Annotated in this window: 23 protein-coding genes; 12 read left to right on the plus strand and 11 right to left on the minus strand. The window is 33.2% G+C overall.

Annotated elements, in window-relative coordinates:
• Positions 1–94: 94 nt before the first annotated feature.
• The 3 genes from LQ693_RS07430 to fdhF form a co-directional block, all read right to left on the minus strand.
• Entirely contained in the window at positions 95–862 is a 768-nt protein-coding gene (locus tag LQ693_RS07430; RefSeq protein WP_103361996.1) for an N-acetylglucosaminidase, read from the minus strand.
• 123 nt (positions 863–985) lie between these two features.
• On the minus strand, positions 986–1,456 hold the full coding sequence (locus tag LQ693_RS07435; protein WP_037589089.1) for a helical membrane plugin domain-containing protein: 471 nt from the start codon (positions 1,454–1,456) through the stop codon (positions 986–988).
• Positions 1,456–4,395 (minus strand): formate dehydrogenase subunit alpha, encoded by a 2,940-nt coding sequence (gene fdhF / locus LQ693_RS07440; RefSeq protein WP_107634056.1) that lies wholly within the window; start codon positions 4,393–4,395, stop codon positions 1,456–1,458. Before fdhF ends, LQ693_RS07435 begins: the two co-directional genes overlap by 1 nt.
• Positions 4,396–4,615: 220 nt before the next feature.
• On the opposite strand from fdhF, the gene LQ693_RS07445 reads away from it, so the two are divergent.
• The 5 genes from LQ693_RS07445 (at position 4,616) to LQ693_RS07465 (ending at position 10,858) form a co-directional block, all read left to right on the plus strand.
• Entirely contained in the window at positions 4,616–6,061 is a 1,446-nt protein-coding gene (locus LQ693_RS07445) for a carbon starvation CstA family protein (RefSeq protein ID WP_025906871.1), read from the plus strand.
• Positions 6,062–6,346: 285 nt separating this feature from the next.
• On the plus strand, positions 6,347–7,645 hold the full coding sequence (locus LQ693_RS07450; protein WP_239702939.1) for a D-serine ammonia-lyase: 1,299 nt from the start codon (positions 6,347–6,349) through the stop codon (positions 7,643–7,645).
• Entirely contained in the window at positions 7,642–8,574 is a 933-nt protein-coding gene (locus LQ693_RS07455; protein ID WP_025906873.1) for a DMT family transporter, read from the plus strand. Before LQ693_RS07450 ends, LQ693_RS07455 begins: the two co-directional genes overlap by 4 nt.
• A 24-nt stretch (positions 8,575–8,598) precedes the next feature.
• Positions 8,599–9,060, plus strand: coding sequence for an NUDIX domain-containing protein (locus LQ693_RS07460; protein WP_103361992.1), 462 nt, complete (start codon positions 8,599–8,601; stop codon positions 9,058–9,060).
• A 325-nt stretch (positions 9,061–9,385) separates the two neighbouring features.
• Positions 9,386–10,858: a catalase gene (locus LQ693_RS07465; protein ID WP_025906875.1), complete on the plus strand. Its 1,473-nt coding sequence runs from the start codon at positions 9,386–9,388 to the stop codon at positions 10,856–10,858.
• 204 nt (positions 10,859–11,062) lie between these two features.
• On the opposite strand, the gene LQ693_RS07470 is transcribed toward LQ693_RS07465, so the two are convergent.
• Positions 11,063–12,259 carry an MFS transporter gene (locus tag LQ693_RS07470; RefSeq protein ID WP_025906876.1) on the minus strand — a complete coding sequence of 399 codons (1,197 nt, stop codon included), beginning with the start codon at positions 12,257–12,259 and terminating at the stop codon, positions 11,063–11,065.
• Positions 12,259–12,690, minus strand: coding sequence for a MarR family winged helix-turn-helix transcriptional regulator (locus tag LQ693_RS07475; protein WP_025906877.1), 432 nt, complete (start codon positions 12,688–12,690; stop codon positions 12,259–12,261). The genes LQ693_RS07470 and LQ693_RS07475 overlap by 1 nt, the downstream gene beginning before the upstream one ends.
• A gap of 163 nt (positions 12,691–12,853) precedes the next feature.
• On the opposite strand from LQ693_RS07475, the gene LQ693_RS07480 reads away from it, so the two are divergent.
• Entirely contained in the window at positions 12,854–14,044 is a 1,191-nt protein-coding gene (locus LQ693_RS07480; protein WP_025906878.1) for a M20 family metallopeptidase, read from the plus strand.
• Positions 14,045–14,161: 117 nt separating this feature from the next.
• Positions 14,162–15,397 carry an ammonium transporter gene (locus tag LQ693_RS07485; protein WP_025906879.1) on the plus strand — a complete coding sequence of 412 codons (1,236 nt, stop codon included), beginning with the start codon at positions 14,162–14,164 and terminating at the stop codon, positions 15,395–15,397.
• A gap of 94 nt (positions 15,398–15,491) precedes the next feature.
• Here LQ693_RS07485 and LQ693_RS07490 read toward each other — a convergent pair whose 3' ends face one another.
• Complete coding sequence (locus LQ693_RS07490) at positions 15,492–16,793, minus strand: Na+/H+ antiporter NhaC family protein (protein WP_025906880.1); 1,302 nt, start codon at positions 16,791–16,793, stop codon at positions 15,492–15,494.
• A 159-nt stretch (positions 16,794–16,952) separates the two neighbouring features.
• Here LQ693_RS07490 and LQ693_RS07495 point away from each other — a divergent pair, with 159 nt between their 5' ends.
• Positions 16,953–17,588, plus strand: coding sequence for a hypothetical protein (locus LQ693_RS07495; protein WP_025906881.1), 636 nt, complete (start codon positions 16,953–16,955; stop codon positions 17,586–17,588).
• Between the two features lie 56 nt (positions 17,589–17,644).
• Here LQ693_RS07495 and LQ693_RS07500 read toward each other — a convergent pair whose 3' ends face one another.
• From LQ693_RS07500 to LQ693_RS07510, 3 genes are read right to left on the minus strand one after another with little or no spacing between them, the layout of a single operon-like run.
• Positions 17,645–18,484: a helix-turn-helix domain-containing protein gene (locus LQ693_RS07500; RefSeq protein ID WP_239743644.1), complete on the minus strand. Its 840-nt coding sequence runs from the start codon at positions 18,482–18,484 to the stop codon at positions 17,645–17,647.
• 22 nt (positions 18,485–18,506) lie between these two features.
• Positions 18,507–18,647 carry a hypothetical protein gene (locus LQ693_RS07505; RefSeq protein ID WP_158011175.1) on the minus strand — a complete coding sequence of 47 codons (141 nt, stop codon included), beginning with the start codon at positions 18,645–18,647 and terminating at the stop codon, positions 18,507–18,509.
• A 52-nt stretch (positions 18,648–18,699) separates the two neighbouring features.
• Positions 18,700–20,247, minus strand: a complete 1,548-nt coding sequence (locus tag LQ693_RS07510) for a M4 family metallopeptidase (RefSeq protein WP_103361990.1) — start codon at positions 20,245–20,247, stop codon at positions 18,700–18,702.
• A 206-nt stretch (positions 20,248–20,453) separates the two neighbouring features.
• On the opposite strand from LQ693_RS07510, the gene iadA reads away from it, so the two are divergent.
• Positions 20,454–21,599, plus strand: a complete 1,146-nt coding sequence (gene iadA, locus LQ693_RS07515; protein ID WP_025906884.1) for a beta-aspartyl-peptidase — start codon at positions 20,454–20,456, stop codon at positions 21,597–21,599.
• A 51-nt stretch (positions 21,600–21,650) separates the two neighbouring features.
• Here iadA and LQ693_RS07520 read toward each other — a convergent pair whose 3' ends face one another.
• Positions 21,651–22,022: a winged helix-turn-helix transcriptional regulator gene (locus LQ693_RS07520; protein ID WP_025906885.1), complete on the minus strand. Its 372-nt coding sequence runs from the start codon at positions 22,020–22,022 to the stop codon at positions 21,651–21,653.
• Positions 22,023–22,141: 119 nt separating this feature from the next.
• On the opposite strand from LQ693_RS07520, the gene LQ693_RS07525 reads away from it, so the two are divergent.
• On the plus strand, positions 22,142–23,332 hold the full coding sequence (locus LQ693_RS07525) for an MFS transporter (protein ID WP_025906886.1): 1,191 nt from the start codon (positions 22,142–22,144) through the stop codon (positions 23,330–23,332).
• Between the two features lie 71 nt (positions 23,333–23,403).
• On the opposite strand, the gene LQ693_RS07530 is transcribed toward LQ693_RS07525, so the two are convergent.
• Positions 23,404–24,120: a tyrosine-protein phosphatase gene (locus LQ693_RS07530; RefSeq protein WP_107566094.1), complete on the minus strand. Its 717-nt coding sequence runs from the start codon at positions 24,118–24,120 to the stop codon at positions 23,404–23,406.
• Positions 24,121–24,305: 185 nt separating this feature from the next.
• On the opposite strand from LQ693_RS07530, the gene LQ693_RS07535 reads away from it, so the two are divergent.
• Together LQ693_RS07535 and LQ693_RS07540 are read left to right on the plus strand one after the other, a co-directional pair.
• A complete protein-coding gene (locus LQ693_RS07535; protein ID WP_025906888.1) occupies positions 24,306–24,908 on the plus strand; it encodes a nitroreductase family protein in 603 nt (200 codons plus the stop codon).
• An 84-nt stretch (positions 24,909–24,992) separates the two neighbouring features.
• Positions 24,993–25,175: a hypothetical protein gene (locus LQ693_RS07540; RefSeq protein ID WP_025906889.1), complete on the plus strand. Its 183-nt coding sequence runs from the start codon at positions 24,993–24,995 to the stop codon at positions 25,173–25,175.
• Positions 25,176–25,367: the final 192 nt, after the last annotated feature.

Raw genomic sequence — 25,367 nt, forward strand, 5'->3', positions numbered from 1 at the left:
CTTTCTTTGAAATAAAAATTTGATTATAAGCTTTATTTTAACATGAATCCTTACATATCTTTACCCCCAGTTCATATTGAACTAGGGGTAACCTTTATTTGTAATAGTCTTTATGGACTTTTGATTTTTTCAAATTATGGTCATCATAATAACCTTCCATAATTTTACCGATACTTGTTGCCCAATTCACATCTGTTGCATATAGGTGTTGACCTGGATTATAAGGGTTCCATCTCATTTTATATAATGTGTCTTGCCCATTGTTAAGATAATCCTTTTTAATAAATTCAGCGCCTCCATTTATAGCTTTTTCTGGAGAAGTCCAACCTTTTTTACGCGCATAACTACTACCTGTTTCTACAGCATCTTGATCAAATGCCCCGATTCCATAAAAATTATAGAATGTTTTACCGTTGGACATTTTGACACCACTAGCCAATTCAGAATTACCGTTGCCAGTTTCGATAAAAGCATGGCTCATCAAGTATATGACATTGACATCATATTTTTCTTGAGCATCTATAAAAGCTTTTTCTTTACCTTTTAATATGCCTTTATCTTTTAAAATTTCTTTAACTTGTTTTTCTGATACATCTACTTTTTTAGATATATCTATGAATTGAAAGTCTGTCTGACTTTTGTCGATATCCATAAATTTATCGATATCTTTTTTATCAGCATACACGAATTTATTGTCCTTTTGTGTAACAGCTGGTGCATCACTTTGCGTTTGAATTTCAAGCGCTTCTTCATAAGTATGCGTTTGATGATTTTTAAAAAAAGGAGACTCAAAAATAAATAATAAAACAATAAAAATAATAATAATTGTGAGCCCTAAAATTAAAGAAAACCTTTCTCTCAAAAAGTTAATAATATTCACACCTCTTCTATTTGTATAAGCATTGTTACTGTTTTAACTTATCTTATATTTTCTTAAATTTCAACGAAATGTTTTCAAAAAATAAGAGCGAGACAGAAATCTGTCTCACTCTTCTCTACTCATACCTTTTAAAAAGTTCAATAATAGCGTTACACTTTGATTAATTTCTGGATCTTTAAGTGCACCTAATAAATCTGTTACAGAAGTCTTCTTATAAGGATTAGCCCTATTTGCTACTTTCATACCGTTATTAATTCTTCTCACGAAAGTCGATGTTTCTTCTATATCTAGCTCTCCTAATAAAAATAGAACTTGTCCAAGATTTCCTAAAATACCTTCATATTGTTCTTTATTTAGTTCATTGACGATATTTTTCGTAATGATTTTACGTTGCACAATGGCTGCGTGAAAAGCATCCAACGCTTCCGCTTCTTCCAGTGCATCGAGTATATCAATCCCTTTTTCAATGGCAATTTTTCGATCTGATAATCGTGATTTAATGTCATTCATATTTTCTTCAATTATATATTCTCTACTTTTATGAATTTTCTTAATCACTTTAACTCTTTCACCCATTATAAATCGCCACCTTTACTAGGGAATGTATAACTTGATTTCGCCCACTTATCTTGTACTCTCACACTAATCTGAGGCTGTCTATTACCAAAACGTGAATTATGTTTAGGTATAGGTGATTGCCCTTTTTTAGTGACAACTTCTAACTTCGCATAATTATCTTTATATGCTGGTGTATTTGTATCTTTATCAACATCACTATCTGTTACAAAGTTAGGTGCACCTTCATTCTGATCATTTAATGGAATATAAATATTATTACCTGCTACTCTGTCTGTTACTTGCACATTCACTTCTACTGTACCTACTTTAGAAGTTATTTTAACTCTCGCACCATTTTCGATACCGTGTTCTTCAGCGAGTTCTTTAGAAATTTCACAGAAGTTTCTAGGTAATTTATATTTTAAACCAGGTACTTGATAAGTCATATTACCTTCATGGAAATGTTCTAACACTCGACCATTGTTAACGTGTAATGACATTTCTTTTGTCTTTTTAGATTCAACATTAAATGACAATGGATAAAGTCTAGCTTTGCCATCAGGGAAATTAAATCTTTCTGTATATAATAATGGTGTATCAGTGCCATCATCATTCATTGGCCATTGTAAACTATCAAATCCTTCTAGACGATCATACGTAATTCCTTTAACTAAAGGCATGAGTGATTGTGCTTCATACCATATTTCACTAGGATGTTGATAATCCCAATCTGCGCCTAGTGACTGTGCAATTAATTGAATGATTTCCCAGTCTGGTTTAGAATCTCCAAGCGTGTCTAATGCTTTATTGATTCTTTGAACACGTCTTTCAGTGTTTGTAAATGTACCATCTTTTTCTAATGAAGGAGATGCTGGTAAGACAACATCTGCAAATTCGGCTGTTTTTGATAAAAATAAATCTTGAACGACTAAGAAATCAATTTTCTCAAATGCTGATCTGACATAATTGATATTAGCGTCTACAACACCTGTATCTTCACCTTTAATATAAAGTGAGTGTAATGTCCCTTCATGTATACTATCTATCATTTGATGGTTGTCCAAACCTCTTTCTGAATCGAGCGAAACTTGCCAAGCTTGTTCAAATTTATGTCTCACTTCATCATCAGAGACATCTTGATATCCTGGGAATGTGTTAGGCATACTGCCCATATCACTACATCCTTGAACATTGTTGTGGCCTCTTAAAGGATAAGCACCTGTGCCAGGTCTCATATAATTCCCTGTTACTAATAATAAGTTAGAAATAGCTGTACTTGTATCACTACCGATACGATGTTGCGTTACACCCATTGCCCAACAGATGGATAGAGATTCAGTTTCTGCAACTTGTTTGGCAATATGTTTAAGTTCTGTTTGACTAATGCCCGTGAGACTTTCTGCATACTCTAACGTAAATGTATTAAGACTTTCATAATAACTATCAAAATCATTAACCCATTTATTGATAAAAGCCTCATCGTGCCAATTTTGGTCGATAATATATTTTGTAACAGCTGATAGCCAAACTAAATCTGTACCAGGATTTGGTTGATAAAATTTATCTGCACGTTCAGCCATCTCATGTTTTCTAATATCAAATACATATAATTTTTGTCCTAATAATTTATGTGCACGTTTAATTCTACTCGCAATAACTGGATGTGCTTCAGCTGTGTTTGTACCGATAGTAATGACCATTTTAGCTTTTTCTAAATCTTCAATTGAACCGGAATCGCCACCGTAACCTACTGTTCTAAACAATCCTTGAGTAGCGGGTGATTGACAATATCTAGAACAATTATCGACATTATGCGTTCCGATAACTTGTCTCGCTAATTTCTGCATTAAATATGATTCTTCATTTGTACATTTAGAAGATGAAATAAACGCTAATGCGTCTTTACCATATTGATTTTTAATTTGAGAAAATCGAGTACTGATCACTCTTAAAGCTTCATCCCATTCAACTTCTTGGAAATAGCCTTCTTTTCTAACTAAAGGTTTCGTTAATCTATCTTCAGAATTCACATAGTCCCATGCAAATTTCCCTTTAACACACGTAGAAATATGATTTGCTGGAGAATCTTCATGCGGTAACACTCTTAATATTTCTCTATCTTTTGTCCAAACATCAAATGAACAACCTACTCCACAGTATGTACATACTGTCTTCGTCTTCTTAATAACATCTTCTCGCATCGCCGCTTCTGAATCAGAAATCGCAAACAGTGGTCCATATCCAGTTTCAGCTTTTTTAGTGAGTTCAATCATCGAACGTAATAAGCCAGGTTCTTGATCAGTCATATACCCTGCGTTACCTAGCATGTTATTTTCCATCAAAGCATTACAAGGACATACTGTTACACATTGTCCACAGTTCACACAGCTTGATTCATCAATCGCACGATCATTGTCCCAAATAACTCTAGGTTGTTTTCTTTCCCAATCAATTGTCAATGTTTCGTTCACTTGTACATCTTGACATACTTCTACACATCTACCACATAGAATACATTGATCCGGATCATATCTGTAAAATGCCCCAAAATCTTTTTCATAACCTTTAGATTGAAATGGATTAGATTGATGTTCTAAACCAAATTCACCCATTGCATTATGAATTTCGCAATTGCCATTATTATAATCACAAACTGTACAATATAATTCATGATGTTCAAGCACTCTGTCCAATGCTTGTTTCTGAGCTGATTTCACGGATTCAAGTTGTGTATTCACAACCATGCCATTCTCAATCATCGTACTACATGCACGTTGAAGTTGCCCATTAACTTCGACGACACATGAGTCACACGTTTCAATTGGTCCTAAAGATTCGTTGTAGCATATAGACGGAACGAAGGTTAACTTTTCAGCTTTAATAAAGTCCAATAGCCTCATGCCCTCTTCTACAAGAAAATCTTTACCATCAATTGTTATAACCTGATGTTCTTGCATATTGATTACCCCCTCTATGAAATTATGCCCAAAAAAGCCAAATATAATCATTTTTAAATGAAAAGGCTTACTTTTGATTATAATTTTGTAATTTTACAATTGCAAATAATTGTTATGTTTACTATATCGACAAATTTTCAGAAATTTCAAAAATATTATTGATACAATGTAAAATTTTTGCTAATCTATGAATATTCTTAGTTTGAAAGAAGGTTTTACAATGGTTACATTTATTTCTAGTATTATTATTTTAATTTTGGGGTATATCTTTTACGGTAAATACGTTGAACGCGTATTCGAGATACATCCGGATAAACAAACACCAGCGTATAGTAAACAAGATAATATGGATTTTGTACCTATGCCTGCTTGGAAAGGATGGATGATTCAGCTGCTTAACATAGCTGGATTGGGTCCGATATTTGGTGCAGTAGCTGGTGCTTTATATGGACCTGTAGCATTTATCTGGATTGTTGTAGGGTGTATCGTTGCTGGAGGTGTACATGATTACTTCTCAGGCATGCTAAGTTTGAGACATGGTGGTGCACAGTTCCCTATGCTTGTACAACATTATTTAGGTAAGATTATTAGAGTGTTCACAGATGTTGTGTCTGTCGTCTTGATGGTGCTTGTTGCAGCTGCATTTGTTGCTGGGCCAGCTCAATTATTATCAAGCAAGACACCTATTTCATTCTTCGTAGCATTAGTTATCATTTTTACATACTTTATACTAGCAGCTATTCTTCCTATCAATAAAATCATTGGACGTATTTATCCAATATTCGGTGTTATCTTAATCGTTATGGCCGTTAGTGTAGCCGTTGCTTTAATATTCAGTGGTAAACATATTCCTGAAATTACAATTCATAATATGCATCCTAAAGAACTACCTGTTTGGCCATTACTTATGGTGACAATATCTTGCGGTGCAATTTCAGGTTTCCATTGTACGCAAAGTCCAATCATTTCAAGAACAGTTAAAAATGAATCAGAAGGTAGAAAAGTTTTTTATGGCGCAATGATCTCAGAAGGTATTATTGCATTAATTTGGGCAGCAGCTGGTATGACATTCTTCGGTGGTACTGAAGGATTAGCAGCAAAATTACAATCAATCGGTCCAGCAGGTGTCGTTGACCAAATCTCAATGGAATTATTAGGACCATTCGGTAGCATCCTTGCACTACTTGGTGTCATCATCCTACCTATTACAACTGGTGATACTGCACTTAGAAGTTCAAGAATGATTATAGAAGATTTCATGAGAGATAAAGTAAAAATTAAACCAAAAGTATTAATGATTGCAGCAAGCTTTGCTGTAGGATTACCTGCTTTCTTACTATCAACAATTGATTATTCATTCTTATGGAGATATGTTGGATTCTCAAATCAAATCGTCGCAACCGTTATGTTGTGGGTTAGTGTAAGTTACTTATTAAGATATGGCAAGAAACATTTAGTAGCAGGAATACCAGCATTATTCATGACAGCTGCAATTAGTGTATATGTATTATATGCACCTGAAGGATTATCATTACCATATCAAACATCTGTAATTGGTGGTTCAATCGTATTTCTAATTGTCGCTTCACTATATGTACGTGCAATTATTAAACATGCAGACCCAAGCAGAATCCCAACACCTACAAGAGATTTATATACATCATAAAAATGGAGACTTCCGATATTACATCGGAAGTCTTTTTTATGAGTATGTTGTGTGTTATGTGAAGATAGCGGGGTTCTTAGTTACAATTCTGTAGGATTTTGTAATTAACAGACCCACTACATACATATCAATCTCGAAATACTCATTACTTCTATACTTTCTAAACCTTCTATTATTGTTAAAGATTACAAATAATCATATATTTTTTATTCTCACAATCTATCTATAATATCCAAACAGTTGTACTATTGTATTACATTATATTTTAAAAAGGAGAGATTATTCATGTCTATAGACATAAAATCATTAGAAGATAAGTATCCTATTATTTCTAATATTAAAAATGGAGAAGAAGTATTTTGGAAAAATCCTGACTATTTAGTGACTACTGATTTACCATTTTCAATGGATGATGTATTAGATGCTGAACAACGATTAGCTCGTTTTGCACCGTATATTGAAGAAGTCTTTCCTGAAACGAAACTAAACAATGGAAAAATTGAATCTCAAATTTTCACATTAGATCATTTTAAAAATGCACGATTCAGTCATTTAAAGGGACGTTTATTACTTAAAGGTGACCATGCTTTACCTATTTCTGGTTCTATTAAAGCACGTGGTGGCATTTATGAAGTGCTAAAGTTTGCTGAAGAAACGGCAATGAAAGAAACTGATTTTACGATTAATAGTGATTATCGCCTACTTGCTACTGAACAATATCAATCTATTTTCTCTAAATACAGAATTGCTGTTGGTTCTACTGGTAATTTAGGATTAAGCATCGGTATTATGAGTGCCAAATTAGGTTTCAAAGTAACGGTTCATATATCTCAAGATGCTAAAGCATGGAAAAAGGACCTTCTCCGTTCTAAAGGAGTCGAAGTCGTAGAGCATGTTCAAGATTACGGTTATGCTGTAAAAGAAGGTCGTAAAGCTGCAGCAGATGATCCTTATTGCCACTTTATTGATGATGAAGCATCTAAAGATTTATTTTTAGGATATGCTGTTAGCGCGTTAAGACTTAAACAACAATTGAAAGACTTAAATATTCATGTAGATAAAGCGCATCCGTTATACGTCTATTTACCATGTGGCGTAGGCGGTGGTCCTGGTGGTGTCGCATTTGGATTAAAACTCATTTATGGTGATCATGTACATCCTATCTTTATCGAACCTACTGAAGCTCCTTGTATGACTTTAGGCATGATTACACAGCTACATGATCAAATTTCCGTTCAAGATATAGGTTTATCAGGAAAAACAATTGCAGATGGTTTAGCAGTCAGTCGTCCTTCGAAATTAGTCGGCAACATTATGACTTCATTATTGTTTGGTTCATGTACAGTAAATGACCATCAACTTTATCTTTATTTAAAAACATTAAAAGATCATGAAAATATCTTTATAGAACCTTCTGCTACTTCAGGTTTCCAAGGTTTAAAATATATTCATGACTTAAATTATGATTCCGAAAATGCCACGCACCTCGTTTGGTCAACAGGCGGTAACATGGTACCAGAAAATGAACAAAAGATTTATTACCAAGAATCTGTAGATATAGAAAAAAGGGGTTATGAAGATTGATTTTATTAATTATTCTAGGCATTTTAGCAGGGTTATGTGTACCACTACAAACATCTATTAATACGAAACTTGGTAGTTACACAAAATCACCTATACTTGCATCATTTTATTCATTCTTGATAGGAACAATTGTGTTAATCATTGTGAATACTATTATGAATCCACAAAAATTAACACCATCATTTATAATGAATCAAGACTTTTCTTACGTTTGGTTTACAGGTGGTTTATTAGGCGTCGTCTTTTTAACAGGAAATTTATTATTACTTCCAAGAATTGGCGCAGCATTAACAGTCGTGATGACAGTTTCTGGTCAAATTATAATGGGACTGATCATCGACCAATTTGGATTATTTGATGCTGACATTCATACAATTAATATCGGAAGAATTTCTGGCGTAATTCTGATGTTACTGGGTATATTATTAATGAATTATAAAAAGAAATCATCACGTGTCATTACAACACAATCTAATCATACAAATTATTGGATGATTCTCGGTATTATGACAGGTTGTCTTCCCCCAATACAAACAGCTATTAATAGTGCACTTAGATATGAAGTAGATTCATTTTATTTTTCAGCACTTATATCATTCGCTGTTGGGACAATCGCATTATTTATGCTTTCACTTATTCTTGTTCGTAGAATTCGTTTTAGCTTCCATCAACCTGAACAAGGTACGATTAAACCGATTTACTTTATTGGTGGTGCATTAGGTGTTGTATTTGTTACGACGAACATATTACTTATGCCTGAACTCGGTGCAGCACTTACATTAATGGTCGTTATATTTGGACAAATGTTAATGGGACTTTTAATTGATCATTTTGGTTTATTTAATACACCAAAATTTAAAATTACAACGAGACGATTAATTGGTGCGATATTAGTCTTTGTCGGCATTGTCATTCTTAAATTATTCTAATTTAATACTAAGGAGGTCGTTGTGATGGATCTTTCACTTAAATCAGGCGATGGTATGTTAAATATTAGAGTTGGCGCAATCATCAAAGATAAGCATGGTTATTGTTTTCACTATGATAAAAAACATGATTATTATGCATTAATTGGTGGGAGAGTTAAATATTTCGAAAGCTCAGATTCTGCTATTAAACGTGAAATCAAAGAAGAACTCAATATAGAATGTGATGATATTTACTTTTTAACAACTGTTCAAAACTTCTTTGAATATGAAAGTACGTCTTATCACGAAATATTATTTATTTACCATGTTACAATTAATGAATCTTTAGAAGACTTGACCATTCCATTCGATCAAAAAATTAAATATGTATCATTAAAAGTCTCAGAAATTCCTGAAATTAAACTTCTACCTCAAAAAGCAAAAGAAATCATATTGAGAAGAGTAGATGTTCAGCCACTATTTATAGACAGGGATTTACCTAAATAATATTTATTTCTATTAAGAACGCGAAAAAGCGCGTTCTTTTTTTATTATTTATAGTTCTTATAATCAATTAATCTGTCCAATTCTCATTTTAAATAAAATTTATTCTATTAACAATTTGTGTACAAACCGTAAAATTTAGTCAAAAAGCCCTATATAATGTTTAGTTTTTACACTTTTAGGTTATTATATCTAAATATATAACAAAGTAGTACCGTAATTCTTTCTGTATTATTTATTCTTTTACTTGTCACTTTGCTTACTTTAAATTATAATTAGTATGAAATTAGAATTATTATAATTAAGAAATCTTGAGGAGGATTATGATATGAGTAATAAATCAAAACTTACAGGACTTTTTGGTGCACCAGTATCAGATCGTGAAAATTCATTAACTGCTGGTAAACGCGGACCACTTGCTATGCAAGATATTTATTTCTTAGAACAAATGGCACATTTCGACAGAGAAGTGATTCCAGAGCGTCGTATGCATGCTAAAGGTTCTGGTGCGTTCGGTACTTTTACTGTTACACATGATATAACACAATATACAAATGCTAAAATATTCTCTGAAATTGGTAAACAAACTGAAATGTTTGCACGTTTCTCTACAGTTGCTGGTGAACGTGGTGCTGCAGAAGCTGAACGTGACATTCGTGGTTTCGCACTTAAATTCTATACTGAAGAAGGTAACTGGGACTTAGTTGGTAACAACACACCTGTATTCTTCTTCCGTGATCCTAAATTATTTGCAAGTTTAAACCATGTTGTTAAACGTGACCCTAAAACAAACATGCATAACCCACAATCAAACTGGGATTTCTGGACATTATTACCTGAAGCTTTACACCAAGTTACAATTTTAATGACAGACAGAGGTATTCCAAAAGGATTCCGTAACATGCACGGTTTCGGTTCACACACTTACTCAATGTACAACGATGCAGGTGAACGTGTATGGGTTAAATTCCACTTCAGAACTCAACAAGGTATCGAAAATTACACAGCAGAAGAAGCTGAACAAGTAATTGCTAAAGACCGCGAATCAAGTCAAAGAGACTTATTCAACGCGATTGAAGAAGGCAATTTCCCTAAATGGAAAATGTACATTCAAGTTATGACTGAAGAACAAGCAAGAAATCATAAAGATAACCCATTCGACTTAACTAAAGTTTGGTTTAAAGACGAATACCCATTAATTCCAGTTGGTGAATTCGAATTAAATCGTAACCCAGAGAACTATTTCCAAGATGTTGAACAAGCTGCATTTGCACCAACAAACATCATCCCTGGTATAGACTTCTCTCCAGATAAAATGTTACAAGGTCGTTTATTCTCTTACGGAGATGCACAACGTTACCGCTTAGGTGTTAACCACTGGCAAATCCCAGTAAACTCACCAAAAGCTGCAACAAATGTTTGCCCATTCTCAAGAGATGGACAAATGAGAGTAGATGGTAACCTTGGTGGCGGCATTAACTACTATCCAAATAGTTATGAAGCTCATCAATCACAACCAGAATACAAAAAACCAGGTTTAGAACTTGAAGGTGAATTATACGAACACGACTTCCGTGAAGATGACGATAATTACTATGAACAACCAGGTAAATTATTCCGTCTACAATCACCAGAACAACAACAACGTATTTTCCAAAATACAGCTAACGAAATGCAAGGCACTACTGACGAAGTAAAACACCGTCACATCCGTAACTGTTACAAAGCAGATCCAGACTATGGTAAAGGTGTAGCAGACGCATTAGGCATTGATATCAACTCAGTTGATTTAGAAGGATAATATATAAATAGCGTATAGGACAACAAATGTCCTATACGCTATTTTTTTTATATAGTGTCTGAGACATCTCAGTGTCTCAGACAACATTATTATGAAGTTTAGTAATTGAGTATCGCTAACTTCCATTATTTCGAATTCTGTTAATTAGAGGGTACTCAGTAAGGGACATTTCTCGGAATTCTGTCCCTTCATATCCTCCACTTATTATAATTGACTTACTTTTTTAGCTTTAATCATGTGTAAGAAATAGAATGCGACTAATCCTAATAAAGCTACGATAGACATTGCTAGATATAATCCTGAATATCCAATCGAATGTGTGAAGTTACCTAATACATATGGTCCGAATCCTAATCCGAAGTCTAAACCGATGAAATATGTTGATGTTGCTAATCCCATCGCTTCTACTGGCGATACTTTAACGACTAATGCTTGGAATATAGATTGTAAGTTACCAAATCCTAATCCTATAAATGCACCTGCGATTAATAAGATCGCACCATTGCTTGCAATACTAATTAGGAATAAACCAAGAATTAAACATATAAATGCTGGTATTGTAACGATATTCTCACCGCGTTGGTCCATAATTCTACCTGTAAATGGTCTTGTAATTAAGACTGCTACTGCATATACAACAAAGAAGAAACTTGCTGCATCTACTAAATGATTTTCTTGTGCGAAGAATTGAATAAATGACAATACTGATGAGTATGCAATACTAACAATCACAACTACGATTGCAATTGGTAAGGCATGTACTGAGAAGAAATCAGTAATTTTAAATCCTTTTTTCTCTTCTGTTTTGACACTCGCCATAACAGGTGTTTCAACTTTCATGAATAGTGACATAACAAATGCTACAACAATAAGTATCGTACAAATTGTAAATAGTCCAGACATTGGAATGTGTTGATATAGTAATAAGCCTATAAATGGTCCGATTGCTGTACCGAGTACCATACTTAAACTATACATACTAATACCTTCACTACGACGTTGTGCTGGTGTGATAAATGCTGCGATTGTTCCTGTAGATGTACTTGCTACCCCACTTGCAACACCATTTAGAATACGTACGATTAATAACAATGCGAATGATGATGCCGTCACGAGATATAAACCGTTTGTGATAACTAGTAAAATCCCACCGATGACTAATACTTTCTTACTACCTACTATGTTGATATATTTACCTGTTAAAAATCTACCTACTAATGATCCAACTATGAATAAACCTGATGCTAGACCAGCCATACTGTCTGAAACGCCAAATGTTTCCTTACTATAACCACCTACTGTTACTAATAGTAAGTACATTGATAAAAATATAAAAAAGCTAATAACAAAATTAAATATAAAATCTTTTGTCCAAATCGGTTTCTTAATTTGGTCGTCCATTACTCTGTTTCCTCCTCTATTAAATAAGTTCTCAAATTCTCTAAAATCTCTTGTGCCTTATTAAGTTCTGCTTCATCGACACCAACTGCTTGCAGACATTTTTCTTGAAATACACCAATTCTATGATGAATTTCATCGAATTGATTTTGACCTTGCTCAGTTAATGTAAGGAATTTTTCTCTTTTATCTTCTTTACTATTAACTGCTTGAATCAATTCCCGTTCGATTAATTTTTTTATAATTTTACGAGCTGTAGGTTTTTCAATAAAAGAACGCTTAGAAACTTGAACAAGTGTGGTTGGTTGATTATATGCGATATCATGTAACACTTTGTACTGCGCAGCATATAAATCAAAAGGTTCCAATATTTCATTAATATGATGAATATATGGTCGATACAAATTTGTGTAGGAATATAAAAAGTTCTTCATTGTTTTCACCTTTTCTCATAAAAATATAGTTAGCTTTGCTAACTAATACTCAATCATTCTACGCCCATTGTCATGTTATGTCAACACCCATTTACGCTTCTAACAACAATTTTTCAAAATTTCTATTATAATTAAATTAAACAAATATAAGGAGGAACATGATATGTTAAATGATTTCTATGAAAGATTATCTAAGAAAGAAAATAAAATGATTGAAATCAGAAGATACTTACATGAGCATCCTGAGTTATCTTTTGAAGAAAAAGAGACAGCCCAGTATATTGCTGACTTTTATAAAGATAAGGATGTCACATTACAAACACATATCGGAGGAGAAGGCATTTATGGTATTAAAGTAACCATTGATTCTGGTAAACCAGGTAAGACGTTAGCGTTACGCGCTGATTTCGATGCTTTACCTATAAAAGAAGATACCGGCCTACCTTTCAGTTCTAAGAATGAAGGTGTCATGCATGCTTGTGGTCATGACGCGCATACTGCATATATGATGGTGCTTGCTGAAACTTTAATTGAAGTGAAAGATCAACTTAAAGGTAAGATTGTCATCATTCACCAACCTGCAGAAGAAAAGCCACCTGGTGGTTCACAATACTTAATTAAAGATGGCATTCTTGATGGCGTTGATAATGTCATCGGCGTCCATGTTATGAGCGCACTTGAAAGTGATCACGTTTATTATAGAGAAGGCAATGTTCAATCAGGTCGAAATATCTTTAAATTAAAAATAACAGGACGTGGTGGTCATGGTTCTTCACCACATTTAGCAAATGACCCAATTGTTGCAGCAAGTAGCTTTGTTATGTCTGTACAAACAATCGTTTCAAGAAGATTGAATCCATTTGATATGGGCGTTATTTCTATCGGTTCATTTGATGGTAAAGGACAGTTTAATATCATTAAAAATGAAGTCACACTTGAAGGTGACGTAAGAGGTATGAACGAAGAAACACTACAACTGATTGAATCAGAAGTTAAGCGACTTTCTAAAGGTTTAGAATCTATGTATGGTGTTCAATGTGAACTCGAATATACGAGAGATTATCCGGTTCTATATAATGATCCTGAATTAACGAAACAAGTTGCTAAAGCAATTGAAGCGGCTAATATTCCTGAAGTTAAAAGTGTTGAACGTTGCGAACCACAACCACCATCAGAAGATTTTGCTTACTATGCAAAAGAATTACCTTGTACCTTCTTCTATGTAGGCGCAAGTCCTAAAGATAAAGAAACATTCCCTCATCATCATCCTAAATTTGATATTGATGAAGGTTCTCTACTTATTGCAGCTAAATCAGTCGCTGCTGTTACGTTCGATTATTTAGGTGTTCAATAATCCAATTACTTAACAGATGTTAAGTATTATCACACCAAGTGTAAATTTACCTGACTCATATTTCTTTTTTCTTATTTTATATTTTATACTTTTAAAAAAATAAGGAGTTGAGGGAAGATGAGTCAGACAGATACACTTTTATTATTCGGATGTACGTTGTTAGTTTGGTTAATGACACCTGGTTTAGCATTATTTTACGGAGGATTAGTTCAATCTAAAAATGTTTTAAATACTTCGATGCACAGTATTTCAGCAATTGTTGTTGTAACATTCACATGGGTATTAATAGGATTTTCTATTAGTTTTGGTGGTAACAATTTATGGATAGGTGATTTCTCACACGCATTATTAAACGGTGTTGGATTCACACCTAATGGTAATTTTAGTGAAACCATTCCATTCGCATTATTTATGCTTTTCCAATTAACATTTTGTACCATTGCCGTTTCAATTTTAACTGGTTCAGTAGCTGAAAGAATGAAATTCGGACCATTTTTAATCTTTATGAGTTTATGGGTCGTTTTAGTTTATAGCCCAGTAGCACACTGGGTATGGGGTGGCGGCTGGATTCACAAACTTGGTGCAATTGATTTTGCTGGTGGTACAGTAGTCCATATTTCATCTGGTGTTTCTGGACTCGTACTTGCCCTACTACTCGGTTCTAGAAAACCTAGCAATAAAAAACCACCACATAATTTAGTCATTACTTTAATCGGTGGTATTCTCGTATGGTTCGGTTGGTTTGGCTTTAATACAGGATCAGCACTCACTTTCGATTCAGTTGCCATGCTCGCATTTGTTAATACAATACTAGCATCATGTGCAGGAATTGCCGGTTGGTCTATCTTTGAATATATTCAAAAGAAAAAAGTTACGTTAATCGGAACATTATCAGGAATGTTAGCAGGACTCGTAACGATTACACCAGCAGCAGGTTTTGTCGGTTACGGAAGTGCAATGATTCTAGGAATATTAGGTGGATTCGTTTGTTACTATGTTATCACGCACCTTAAAGTATTACTTAACTATGACGATGCATTAGATGCATTCGGTTTACACGGATTTGGAGGCGTCGTTGGTGCAATAGGAACAGGTCTATTCCAAAATTCTAGCGTCAACTCAACAATAGCAGACGGTGTATTCTTTGGTGGTGGCATCATGCCAGTAGTCGTACAAATCGTTGCCGTCGTCGTAACAATCGCATTTAGTGGCATCATGACATACATCATCGCTAAAATCATTAGCATCTTTACAACATTAAGAACAGACGAAAAAGCAGAACTAGAAGGCTTAGATGCCGTATTCCATGGCGAAACTGCATATGGATACGAACTCAAACAAGAAAAAGCATAAAAATATAAATATAAAAAACAAGCATATCACTTAACTGAACCATTCAGTCGTAACGTGATATGCTTGTTTTTGTTTAAAATATTAATATTTTAGCTTACTCCGCTTCTTTCTTCTTACGTGGATAACCTATTACAATAGACACGATACCGCATATGCCTAATAAATATGGATAAAATGAATAAGGTAATAGTGATACTGTTGATATTCCTGCGACGCTTGTTGCTGCTAATACTTGTGCGCCATATGGAATAATTCCTTGTACTGTACTTGCAAATATATCTAATATACTTGCTGATTTTCTGCGATCAATTTGATAATCATCTGCTATTTCTTTTGCGAGTGGTCCTGCTGTAATGATTGAAATTGTGTTGTTAGCTGTTGCTAAATTTGTCACGCTTACTAAACTGGCAATTCCAAATTCTGCGCCGCGTTTAGATTTCAAGCGTTTCGTTACGGTATTGAGCAACCATTTGATTCCGCCATGATATTCTATGAGACCAATCATTCCGCCGATTAATAATGCGATCATAGAAATATCTTGCATGCCGATAAGTCCATCTGAGATTGCTTTTAAATTTTCTGCTAGCGTAAATGAGCCGTCTAATAATCCTATTAAGCTTGCTACGATGACACCAAGCACTAATACCATCAATACGTTCATTCCACATAACGCACTAATTAATACAAATAAGTATGGAATGACTTTAATGACACTATAGCCACCTTGACTGGCATCTGTCATACCTGCATCTTTTGTAACAAACCATAGAATAAGCACAGTTAAGATAGCACCTGGTAATACAATTAAGAAATTCATCTTAAATTTATCGCTCATTTTCGTTTGTTGTGTTCTAACTGCTGCGATGGTTGTATCTGAAATCATTGATAAATTATCACCGAACATTGCACCACCTACGACAGTTGCTGTTGTTAAAGCAAGTGAGATATCTGTCGCTTCTGAAATACCTACGCCTACTGGTGCTAATGCTGCAACTGTTCCCATTGATGTACCCATAGCTACTGAAATAAATGCACCAACTATGAATAAACCTGCTAATAAAAACTGTCCGGGAATTAAAGATAATCCTAAATTTACAGTTGAACTTACAGCCCCCATACTTTTAGCTGTTTGACTAAATGCACCTGCCATTAAAAAGACAAATACCATTAATAAAATGTTAGGATGAGCTGCGCCTTTTGTAAATATATCTAATTTCTTAGCTAAAGGCGTCTTTGGATACATGGCACATGCAAAGACTGCTGCGATCAGAATCGCTACATTTAAAGGTAAGTAATTAAAATCTTTCATGATTAATCCAGTACCTATAAACAGCGTTACAAATACGATTAACGGTAATAAAGCTATAAATGATCCTTTATGATTAATTTGATTCATTATTTTCTCCTCTTATATATCTTGAATACTTTAAAAGGGTACAGTACATATTGTTTCTCGTCAAATATTAATTTTTAATTTTACCATTTGATGATTAAATCATCAAAATCAGGTAATATAACTATCATAAGATTAAAGCAAATGTTAAGGGGTTCAATTATGATTATTAGTAATACAATTAATGATTTTTTTAATAACTTTCATTTAAATGAACAGTCGAGGCTTTCATATTTTACAAAGTATCATACAGAGTTTCAGCATGCAGGATATGATGAACATTTACTATGTCAAAATATCCATCCAACGCTTCTAAAATTAGAACAAGACCTTCCCTTAATTTTAAAAATAAACACGAAATTGGTTCATATTATCTTTGATGTAAGGCTGAAATTTCTAAAGCAATATCAAACATATTTAAGGCCAGATATTTATTTTCTTGTTGGGACATATAAAGAAGATGCTTCAATTCAATTAGAAGATAACACACATTTATATTTATTTATAGAATCTCTATGTCATAAATATGATTTATTATACGATGTGATAGCCTACTATTTTGCGAAGTTATACATATATGAAATCATTAAAGATTACTACCCAGAAAAGGTTACGACGACTATTTTGAACAATAAACATGTCATATTAGAAGAAGCGATTGTCTTACATATCTTAACGACACTCAATTATACATATCCTTATAAAGAAAGACATGACTTTAAAACCATTCAACAATTAGCTTCTAAACTTGAATCTGAATTAACGACAGAGACCATCCTTCAAGTCATTCAAAAATAAAAAAATACTTTCATATCCTATTCATTTAAAAGAATTGGTTATGAAAGTATTTTTGTTTATAAAGTTTTCATTAAATCTCTAATTAATATTGTGATGTTGTGTTTTTTAGACTGTTCACTTAAGAAAAGTGCAATTTCTAATTGTTTCTTATCTGTATCATTTAGAATGCCCATCTCTAATCGTGATTGCACAATATTATAAACTAATTCGCTATATAACATATATCTATTCGATTTAATCGTAATATCTAATGCAGATTGAGCATAAGCTAAACATCTGTCATAAGCTTTTTCATTCGAGTAAATATTAGATAATGTATATAACAATTTGATTTGATAATTATCGTCTACATTATAACGTTTAGCAATTTCTAAACCTTGTTCTAGTGATGACTTTGCTTTTTCATTTTCATTCTGTCTATAGTAGTAAATTGCGCGCGTATTACAGATAGAAACTTGTAGTTTCTCATACATATTATGACCCATTAAACGATAAGCTTCTTCTATTAGTTGTAGAGATTGTTCAACATCATCATGCTTATAAAAAGTAATAATCGATCTTACCCACTTCGAAGCAGCAATTTCATCTGTTGAACTATTTGATAAATAATTGCCATCTATAATAGGTATTAGCGCATCATAATCACGCTCTTCTAACAATCTTTCTATTACTTTTAACTTCTGTTCTAATTGTGTATCTAACTCATCGCCAATGTATAAATAGTCCATACTACAATTTAATCTTCTTGAAATATTAAATAGTAGTTGAGATCCCGGTTGTAATTCATTCTTTTCTATTTTTGAAATTTGACTTTGAGTCGCAATACCTTGCGCTAAATTCTGTTGAGATAGCTTTAAATCTATTCTCCTTTGTTTGACACGTTCTCCTAATTTCATATATAACGCTCCCCGTATTCAGTTATCGAATTAACATGTTTGAATAACCCACGCTATGCATATCATCTGGTATCGGTGTTGCTGTGCATATTTGTCCCGTCAAATATACACGACCTCGATTCATAAGCATTTTACGATGTATCATATGTTTCGGATTCTGCATGTTAATGTCCTCCTCTTTATTTTAAGTCTCAATGTGTGAAAATACAATTATTTTATCCAGTTACGCCTACAGAATTCCAAGCATTGACCACTTGTTGTACTTCTGTTGAATTTGCACCATATAAATCAGATGCTGCTTGTTTTAATGCAAATTTAGCATCTAAGAATGAAGAGTTTGAACTTAAGTATTGTGTTAAGGCTCTATAATAGATGTCTTCTGATTTTTCTTTTCCAATTTTAGTAATTGTTAAATAAGCTGCTTTATTCGGTATACCACTATTAATATGCACGCCACCATAGTCACCTTGTTCAGTATTTGGCAAGTTCTGATAATTATTCATATGTGCAGGTTGATTATATTGTTCTGGATTAGAAAGACTTCTTAATCCATCACCTGGTTTACCTGGTGTGTATGCATCTTCTCCCATTAACCAATCTTCTGGGTCAACGAAGTAACCAAACACATCTGACATTGATTCATTTAAAGCACCTGGTTGATTCTCATATACGAGGTTTGCACTATGTTCTGTCACAGCATGTGTTAATTCATGTGCAACAACATCATCTGCAGCTGATAATGATGTAAATGTTTTGCCATCACCATCTCCATACACCATATATTGGCCATTCCAAAAGGCATTATTATAATTTCTATCAAAATGAACAATAGAATTAATTTCTGCACCGTTTCCATCATAACTATCTCTATTGTGTGTGTTTAAATAGTAGTCATATGTTTTAGCAGCATTAAAATGCGCATCCACTCCTGCAGCTTGATTTTTACTATTAAAGTTTGTATCCGTATCTGTCATGAGTGAAAAGCTAGACGTACCATTCTTTGCATCATAAGTATGGATTGTTCCAGAATGTGTTTCATCTTGTAAACCATAACCATTGCTTATTTTTGTTAAATTGAGTGGCTTCTTAGTATCCCCATTAACACCTACACCACTTCCAGCAATATGTTCAATTTTATTTTTCTTACTTACAACTTCACCAGTCTCAGCATCAATTTTAATTTCCCAACGTGCTGGTTTAGGATCTAAATAAATAATTTCAACATTATAGACTAATTTTTTCTTTTCTGCATTGATCACTAATTCATCTTTATTAACGACTTTTTGTCCTTTAATATTTTTCACTTCATTTTGACTTACGCCGATACTTTCAAAAGCTTTATTAACCGCTTCATCTTTAGATAAGCTTTGTTTATTTGTATATGTAACTTTTTCTGTATTGACATCCCCATTGACGAGTTCTAATTCTTGATTATCATTGGTATGTATCTTGACTTCTTTATCTTCGACAACGTAGTTATCTACTTTAGGTTTTAAAGTATAATGCGTATATCCTAAGTTATCTTTAAATTCATTTGCTACTTCAAATTGTTTGTAACTTTTCTTAATATTTGGATTGCCTGGTAACTGACTCAAAATCTCTTGCGCTTCAGCTTTTGTGTTTATTTCTTGTTTAGGAATTGATTTTAATTCCTTTTGATCTAAAGGACTACTTTCTTTCGCACTAGCCACATTTGATAATCCTAAAGTCAAAGCCATAACTGAAGTAAAACCTACTGATAAAATTTTTTTCGATCGATACATTTAATCCACCCCTATATATTTTTAGAATAAGTACAATTTAATTATATATAACTTGAAGTATAAAGTCATTATAAAAAGTGTAATTTTATATTACATTTATATTACATATAGAATATCGACATATATTAATTTGATTTGCTACATTTTGATTTCACGACATACTTACACTAAAATATATATAAAGAAAGCTTTAAAGGAGGATGCTGATGTTTACAATTATTAAAAATGGTGATGTATATTCACCGAACTATAAGGGTCAGCAATCGATACTTATTCAAGGGCGATCTATTATTAAAATCGGAGATATAGATATTGAATTAATAAAGCAACTGGATCCAAACTTAAAGATCATCGATGCCACAGGCTATACAGTTATGCCGGGGATTATAGACCCACATATTCATTTGCTAGGAGGTGGCGGTGAAGCGAGTTATGTGACACGAACGCCAGAAGTTCAATTAACAAATTTAATATCAAATGGTATTACAAGCGTAGTTGGCTTAATAGGTACAGATGGTATTTCTAGAACGCTAACGAGTTTATATGCAAAGGCTCAAGCATTAGAAGCTGAAGGTGTCTCTACATATATGTACACAGGTAATTATCACTTACCCGTTACTACAATTACAAACTCCATCAAAGAAGATTTGTTTTTAATAGATAAAGTGATTGGCACTGGTGAAATAGCCATAAATGATTTCAGATCATCTATTCCAACAACTGAAGAACTCGCAAGAATTGTAGCTGATACAACAGTAGGCGGAATGCTAAGTGGAAAAGCTGGTGTCACACATTTTCATATAGGTACAGGTAAACATAAACTGAAACAAATTCATGACCTAATCGATCATTATGATGTTAAACCGAACAAACTTTATTTGACACATTTTGATAAAGGGATAGATTTGTTAGAAGAAGGTATTTCATTAAGTCATAAAGGTGTGTATGTTGACTTAACAGCAAGTACAAATACAGTAGAATACATCAATTATTACCGAGAACATGGAGGAGACATCTCAAAATTAACCGTTTCTTCAGATGGACATGGCAGTTTACCTAAATTCGATAAACACAATCAACTTGTGGGTTATGACGTTGCAAAATGCAGCACGCTAACAGACCAATTATTTAATTTATTGGTACAAGACTCGAACTGGGAAGAAGTAATTGCTTTATTTACTTCTAATGTCGCAAACGTATTAACACTACATCATAAAGGTCATATCGAAGAACACTATGATGCAGATATATTAATAGTTGATCCGAAAAAGAAACAAATAAAAGACGTATTTGCAAAAGGACAACATATGCTTTCAGATTATCAAATGATTAGAAAAGGTATGTTTGAATAAGATACAAAACAAGCAGGGACAATATTGTCCCTGCTTGTTTACACTTCATACTTAAATTCCATCTATAAATTCTACGGAATCAAGCTCTATTTGCTCACCGTCTTCTTTACGTTTTTTAATATGGAATTCTCCCCATTTACATAAGTGCTCTAGTAATTCATTTAATGTACTACCATATTCTGATATCTCGTATTCAACTTTTGGTGGTACTTGTTGATATACAATTCGATTAATAATGCCATCTTTTTCTAATTCTCTTAATTGTTGCGTTAACATTTTTTGTGTAATATGCGGAATAGCTTTTTTAAGTTCAGATGTTCGCATTGTCCCATGCTTTAAATGACACAGTATCACTGGCTTCCATTTACCGCCAATGACATCTATTGTTGCTTCTACACCAATATTATATTCCGTAACTTCCATCATGATTCCTCCCTAAGGCACTTTTTAGTACCTATATGACTTTAAAGTGCGTACTTTCTATTTGTCTTATTACGTTTTAAAATATCACATATCTTATAACAAAGGAAGGAATTTAAAAATTGAAAAACAAATTTTCGAATCAACTCGCACTTATATCACTTGCTATCTCAGCTTTTGCTATTGGTTCTACGGAATTTATTAGCGTAGGATTACTCCCATTAATTAAAGATGCCTTTGATGTGACAATCCCATTAGCAGGACTTACTGTATCTTTATATGCTATTGGTGTTACAGTTGGCGCACCTATCTTAACGCCTTTAACAAACAATATGAAAAGAAAGACTGTTTTGATAGTCATTATGGTTGTGTTTATTATTGCTAATGTATTTGCAGGACTTGCAACATCATTCAGTTTATTACTCGCTATGAGAGTGCTTAGCGCTTTCTCACATGGTGTATTCATGTCTATTGCAACAACCATTGCAGCTGACTTAGTCCCTGCGCATAAACGTTCAAGTGCCATCGCCATGATGTTTACAGGTTTAACAGTTGCAACGATTACAGGTGTCCCATTTGGAACTTGGGTCGGTCAAAACTTCGGTTACGAAATGTCATTCTACACGATTGCTTTAATAGGACTTATTAGTTTAATCGCAAATATATCATTCGTTCCAAAAAATTTAACAGAATATGAGCAAGCACCTATTATTAAACAACTTGCTGTCTTTAAAAACAAACCGCTTATGTCTATTTATTTAATTACAGCTCTTGGCTATGGTGGTACATTTGTTGTTTACACTTATATGACTGAAATTTTAACGAATATATTAGGTTATGACTCAAATAGTATTGTCATTATTTTAATATTGTATGGTGTGATGGTTGCGATTGGTAATACATTAGGTGGAAAATTAACGAACCATGCGCCAACGAAATCATTAACGATTATTTTTCTATTACAAGCATTAACGTTATTGCTTGTTGGATTTACGATACATTTTCATGTCGTTGGTTTAATCAGTATTTTATTAATGGGACTATTCGCTTTTATGAATGTTCCCGGGTTACAACTCATTGTAGTACTTTTTGCTGAACGTAATAGTAAAGAAACTGTCAATTTCGCTTCAAGTTTAAATATATCTGCATTTAACATAGGTATTACACTTGGATCTGTTATCGGTGGATTTATATTAAATCATTTAACATTATCCAGCACACCTTATTTCGCATTTATCATGGTGCTTGTAGCAAGTATTTTAATGTTTGTCGTCAACAAGCATGAAACAACTGAACCTTTACAAACAACTTAGTAATAATAAAAAAGCGAGAAATGTATGAGATATCAACTGGTAACTCATGCTTTTCTCGCTTTTTAAATACTTCATATTTCTTCATTCTTTAATATTTTTCGAGCGTTTTCTTTAAATCGTGTGACAGTCTCAATACCTTTCGTACGTTCTAAAAATTCATATGCTTCTTTAATATGAAAGTTTCTATTGGATGTATTATGGGCATCACTTCCAAGAATATGAATCGCATCTTGTTCTAATAAATAATCAGCTACTCTTTTAGCATCTTCGCCATATTTATTCACTAAAGAGCCTGCTGTAACTTGACATAATGCGCCTCTATCAATTAAATCAAATAAAATTTGTGAATCATCTTGAATAGGAATGATACGTTCTGGATGAGCTAATATTGGACGGTATCCGGCATTAAATAACTTTTCAAATGTTTGTTCAGCAAATTCTGGTATCGAGAAAAATGGAAACTCAATTAACACATATCTTGACCCTTCAGTAATAGGTAACAATTCACCTGACTCTAAACCTTCAAGTTCCTCACCAAACATATGAATTTCTTGGCTAGGATAAACTTTAATATCAATATGATGATCATTTAATAGAGATTGTACTTCTTCAGTTCTACTTTTTACGATATCGGCATTATTTCTAAATCGATGTTTTATATAATGAGGTGTTGCAACTATATCTGTTATACCAATTTTCTCAGCTTCCCTTGCAAGTTCAAGCATACTTTCCTCATCTAATGGACCATCATCTAATCCATATAATAAATGATTATGAATATCTATCATGTGCACCTCTCCTTTTATCACATAACTAAAATCATACAACTTTATTCCCTTATTACTTATATTGTAACAAATAACCGTTTGTAACCAGTATTAAAATGACTGATTTTTGTAAATAAGCAGAAAAGTTGTTTTTAAAACTATTTTATATGAACATAAAAATATCGACATATAAGGAGTGGAAAAACATGGAATTAGCAAAAGCATTAGAAAGAAGACGCTCTGTTAAATCTTATGAGCCATACGATTTAGATAGAGAAACAATTTATAATTTATTAGATCAAGCTGCATTATCACCTTCAGCTTGGAACTTACAACAATGGAAAGTAATTGTTGTTGATACAGACGAAGCAAAAGAAAAATTATATAACGCAGCTAATAAACAAATTAAAATAAAAGAATCTAGCGCGACATTTATCATTTTAGGTGACTTAAATGCTCATGAAACAATTGGTGATATCGCAGATGACTGGATAGACCATAAACATATACCAGCTGATAAGAAATCAGGATTAATACAAAGTGTCCACCAATTCTTTGAAAGTGATACAAACAGAAGAGACGAAGCAATACGTGGCGCTTCATTATTTGCGATGAGTTTAATGTTAGTCAGTGAAGACGCAGGACTCGCAACTTGCCCAATGATAGGCTTTGACAAACAAGCAGTAATTGATTCATTTAATATTGAAGATAACTTAGTACCAGCAATGCTTATCTCAATTGGTAAAGGTGAAATGAATAATGATAGAGCTTCACGCATACCAGCATCAGCATTTGCGAAATTCGAATAACGAATGTTCTAAATTTGTAAAAAACTCACCTCATTCATGCATAAAAAAGTATTATAATGAAAGTAACAAAGTGAGGTGTTTAAGATGAACAAACGTTATCAAAAGGTTCTAGTACTTTACTTAATTTCAACGTTCGTGCCATATGCATTATTCAGTAGAAAAAATGATAGCACATTAACTAAAACTTGGTTACCAAGTTCATTAGTAGGATACGGTATCTTTGCATATGGACTCAAAGTTTTAACAAAAATGAAAAAAGCAGCTTAACCATAAGCTGCTTTCCGATTATGAGCAACCTGAACTTATGTAAGTTCAGGTTGTTTTTTTGTTTGGGGGTGGATGGTGGGAAAGATGTGAGTTTATTAGGCTTTGTCAAATTAAGTGTGTAAGTTATTCAAGATACTTAATAACTCTATCTTTAATTTGATCATGTAAAAGAAGCTGGTTCATAACCATAGA

The sequence above is a fragment of the Mammaliicoccus sp. B-M6 genome, from assembly GCF_022386965.1.
Lineage (GTDB): Bacteria > Bacillota > Bacilli > Staphylococcales > Staphylococcaceae > Mammaliicoccus > Mammaliicoccus sciuri_A.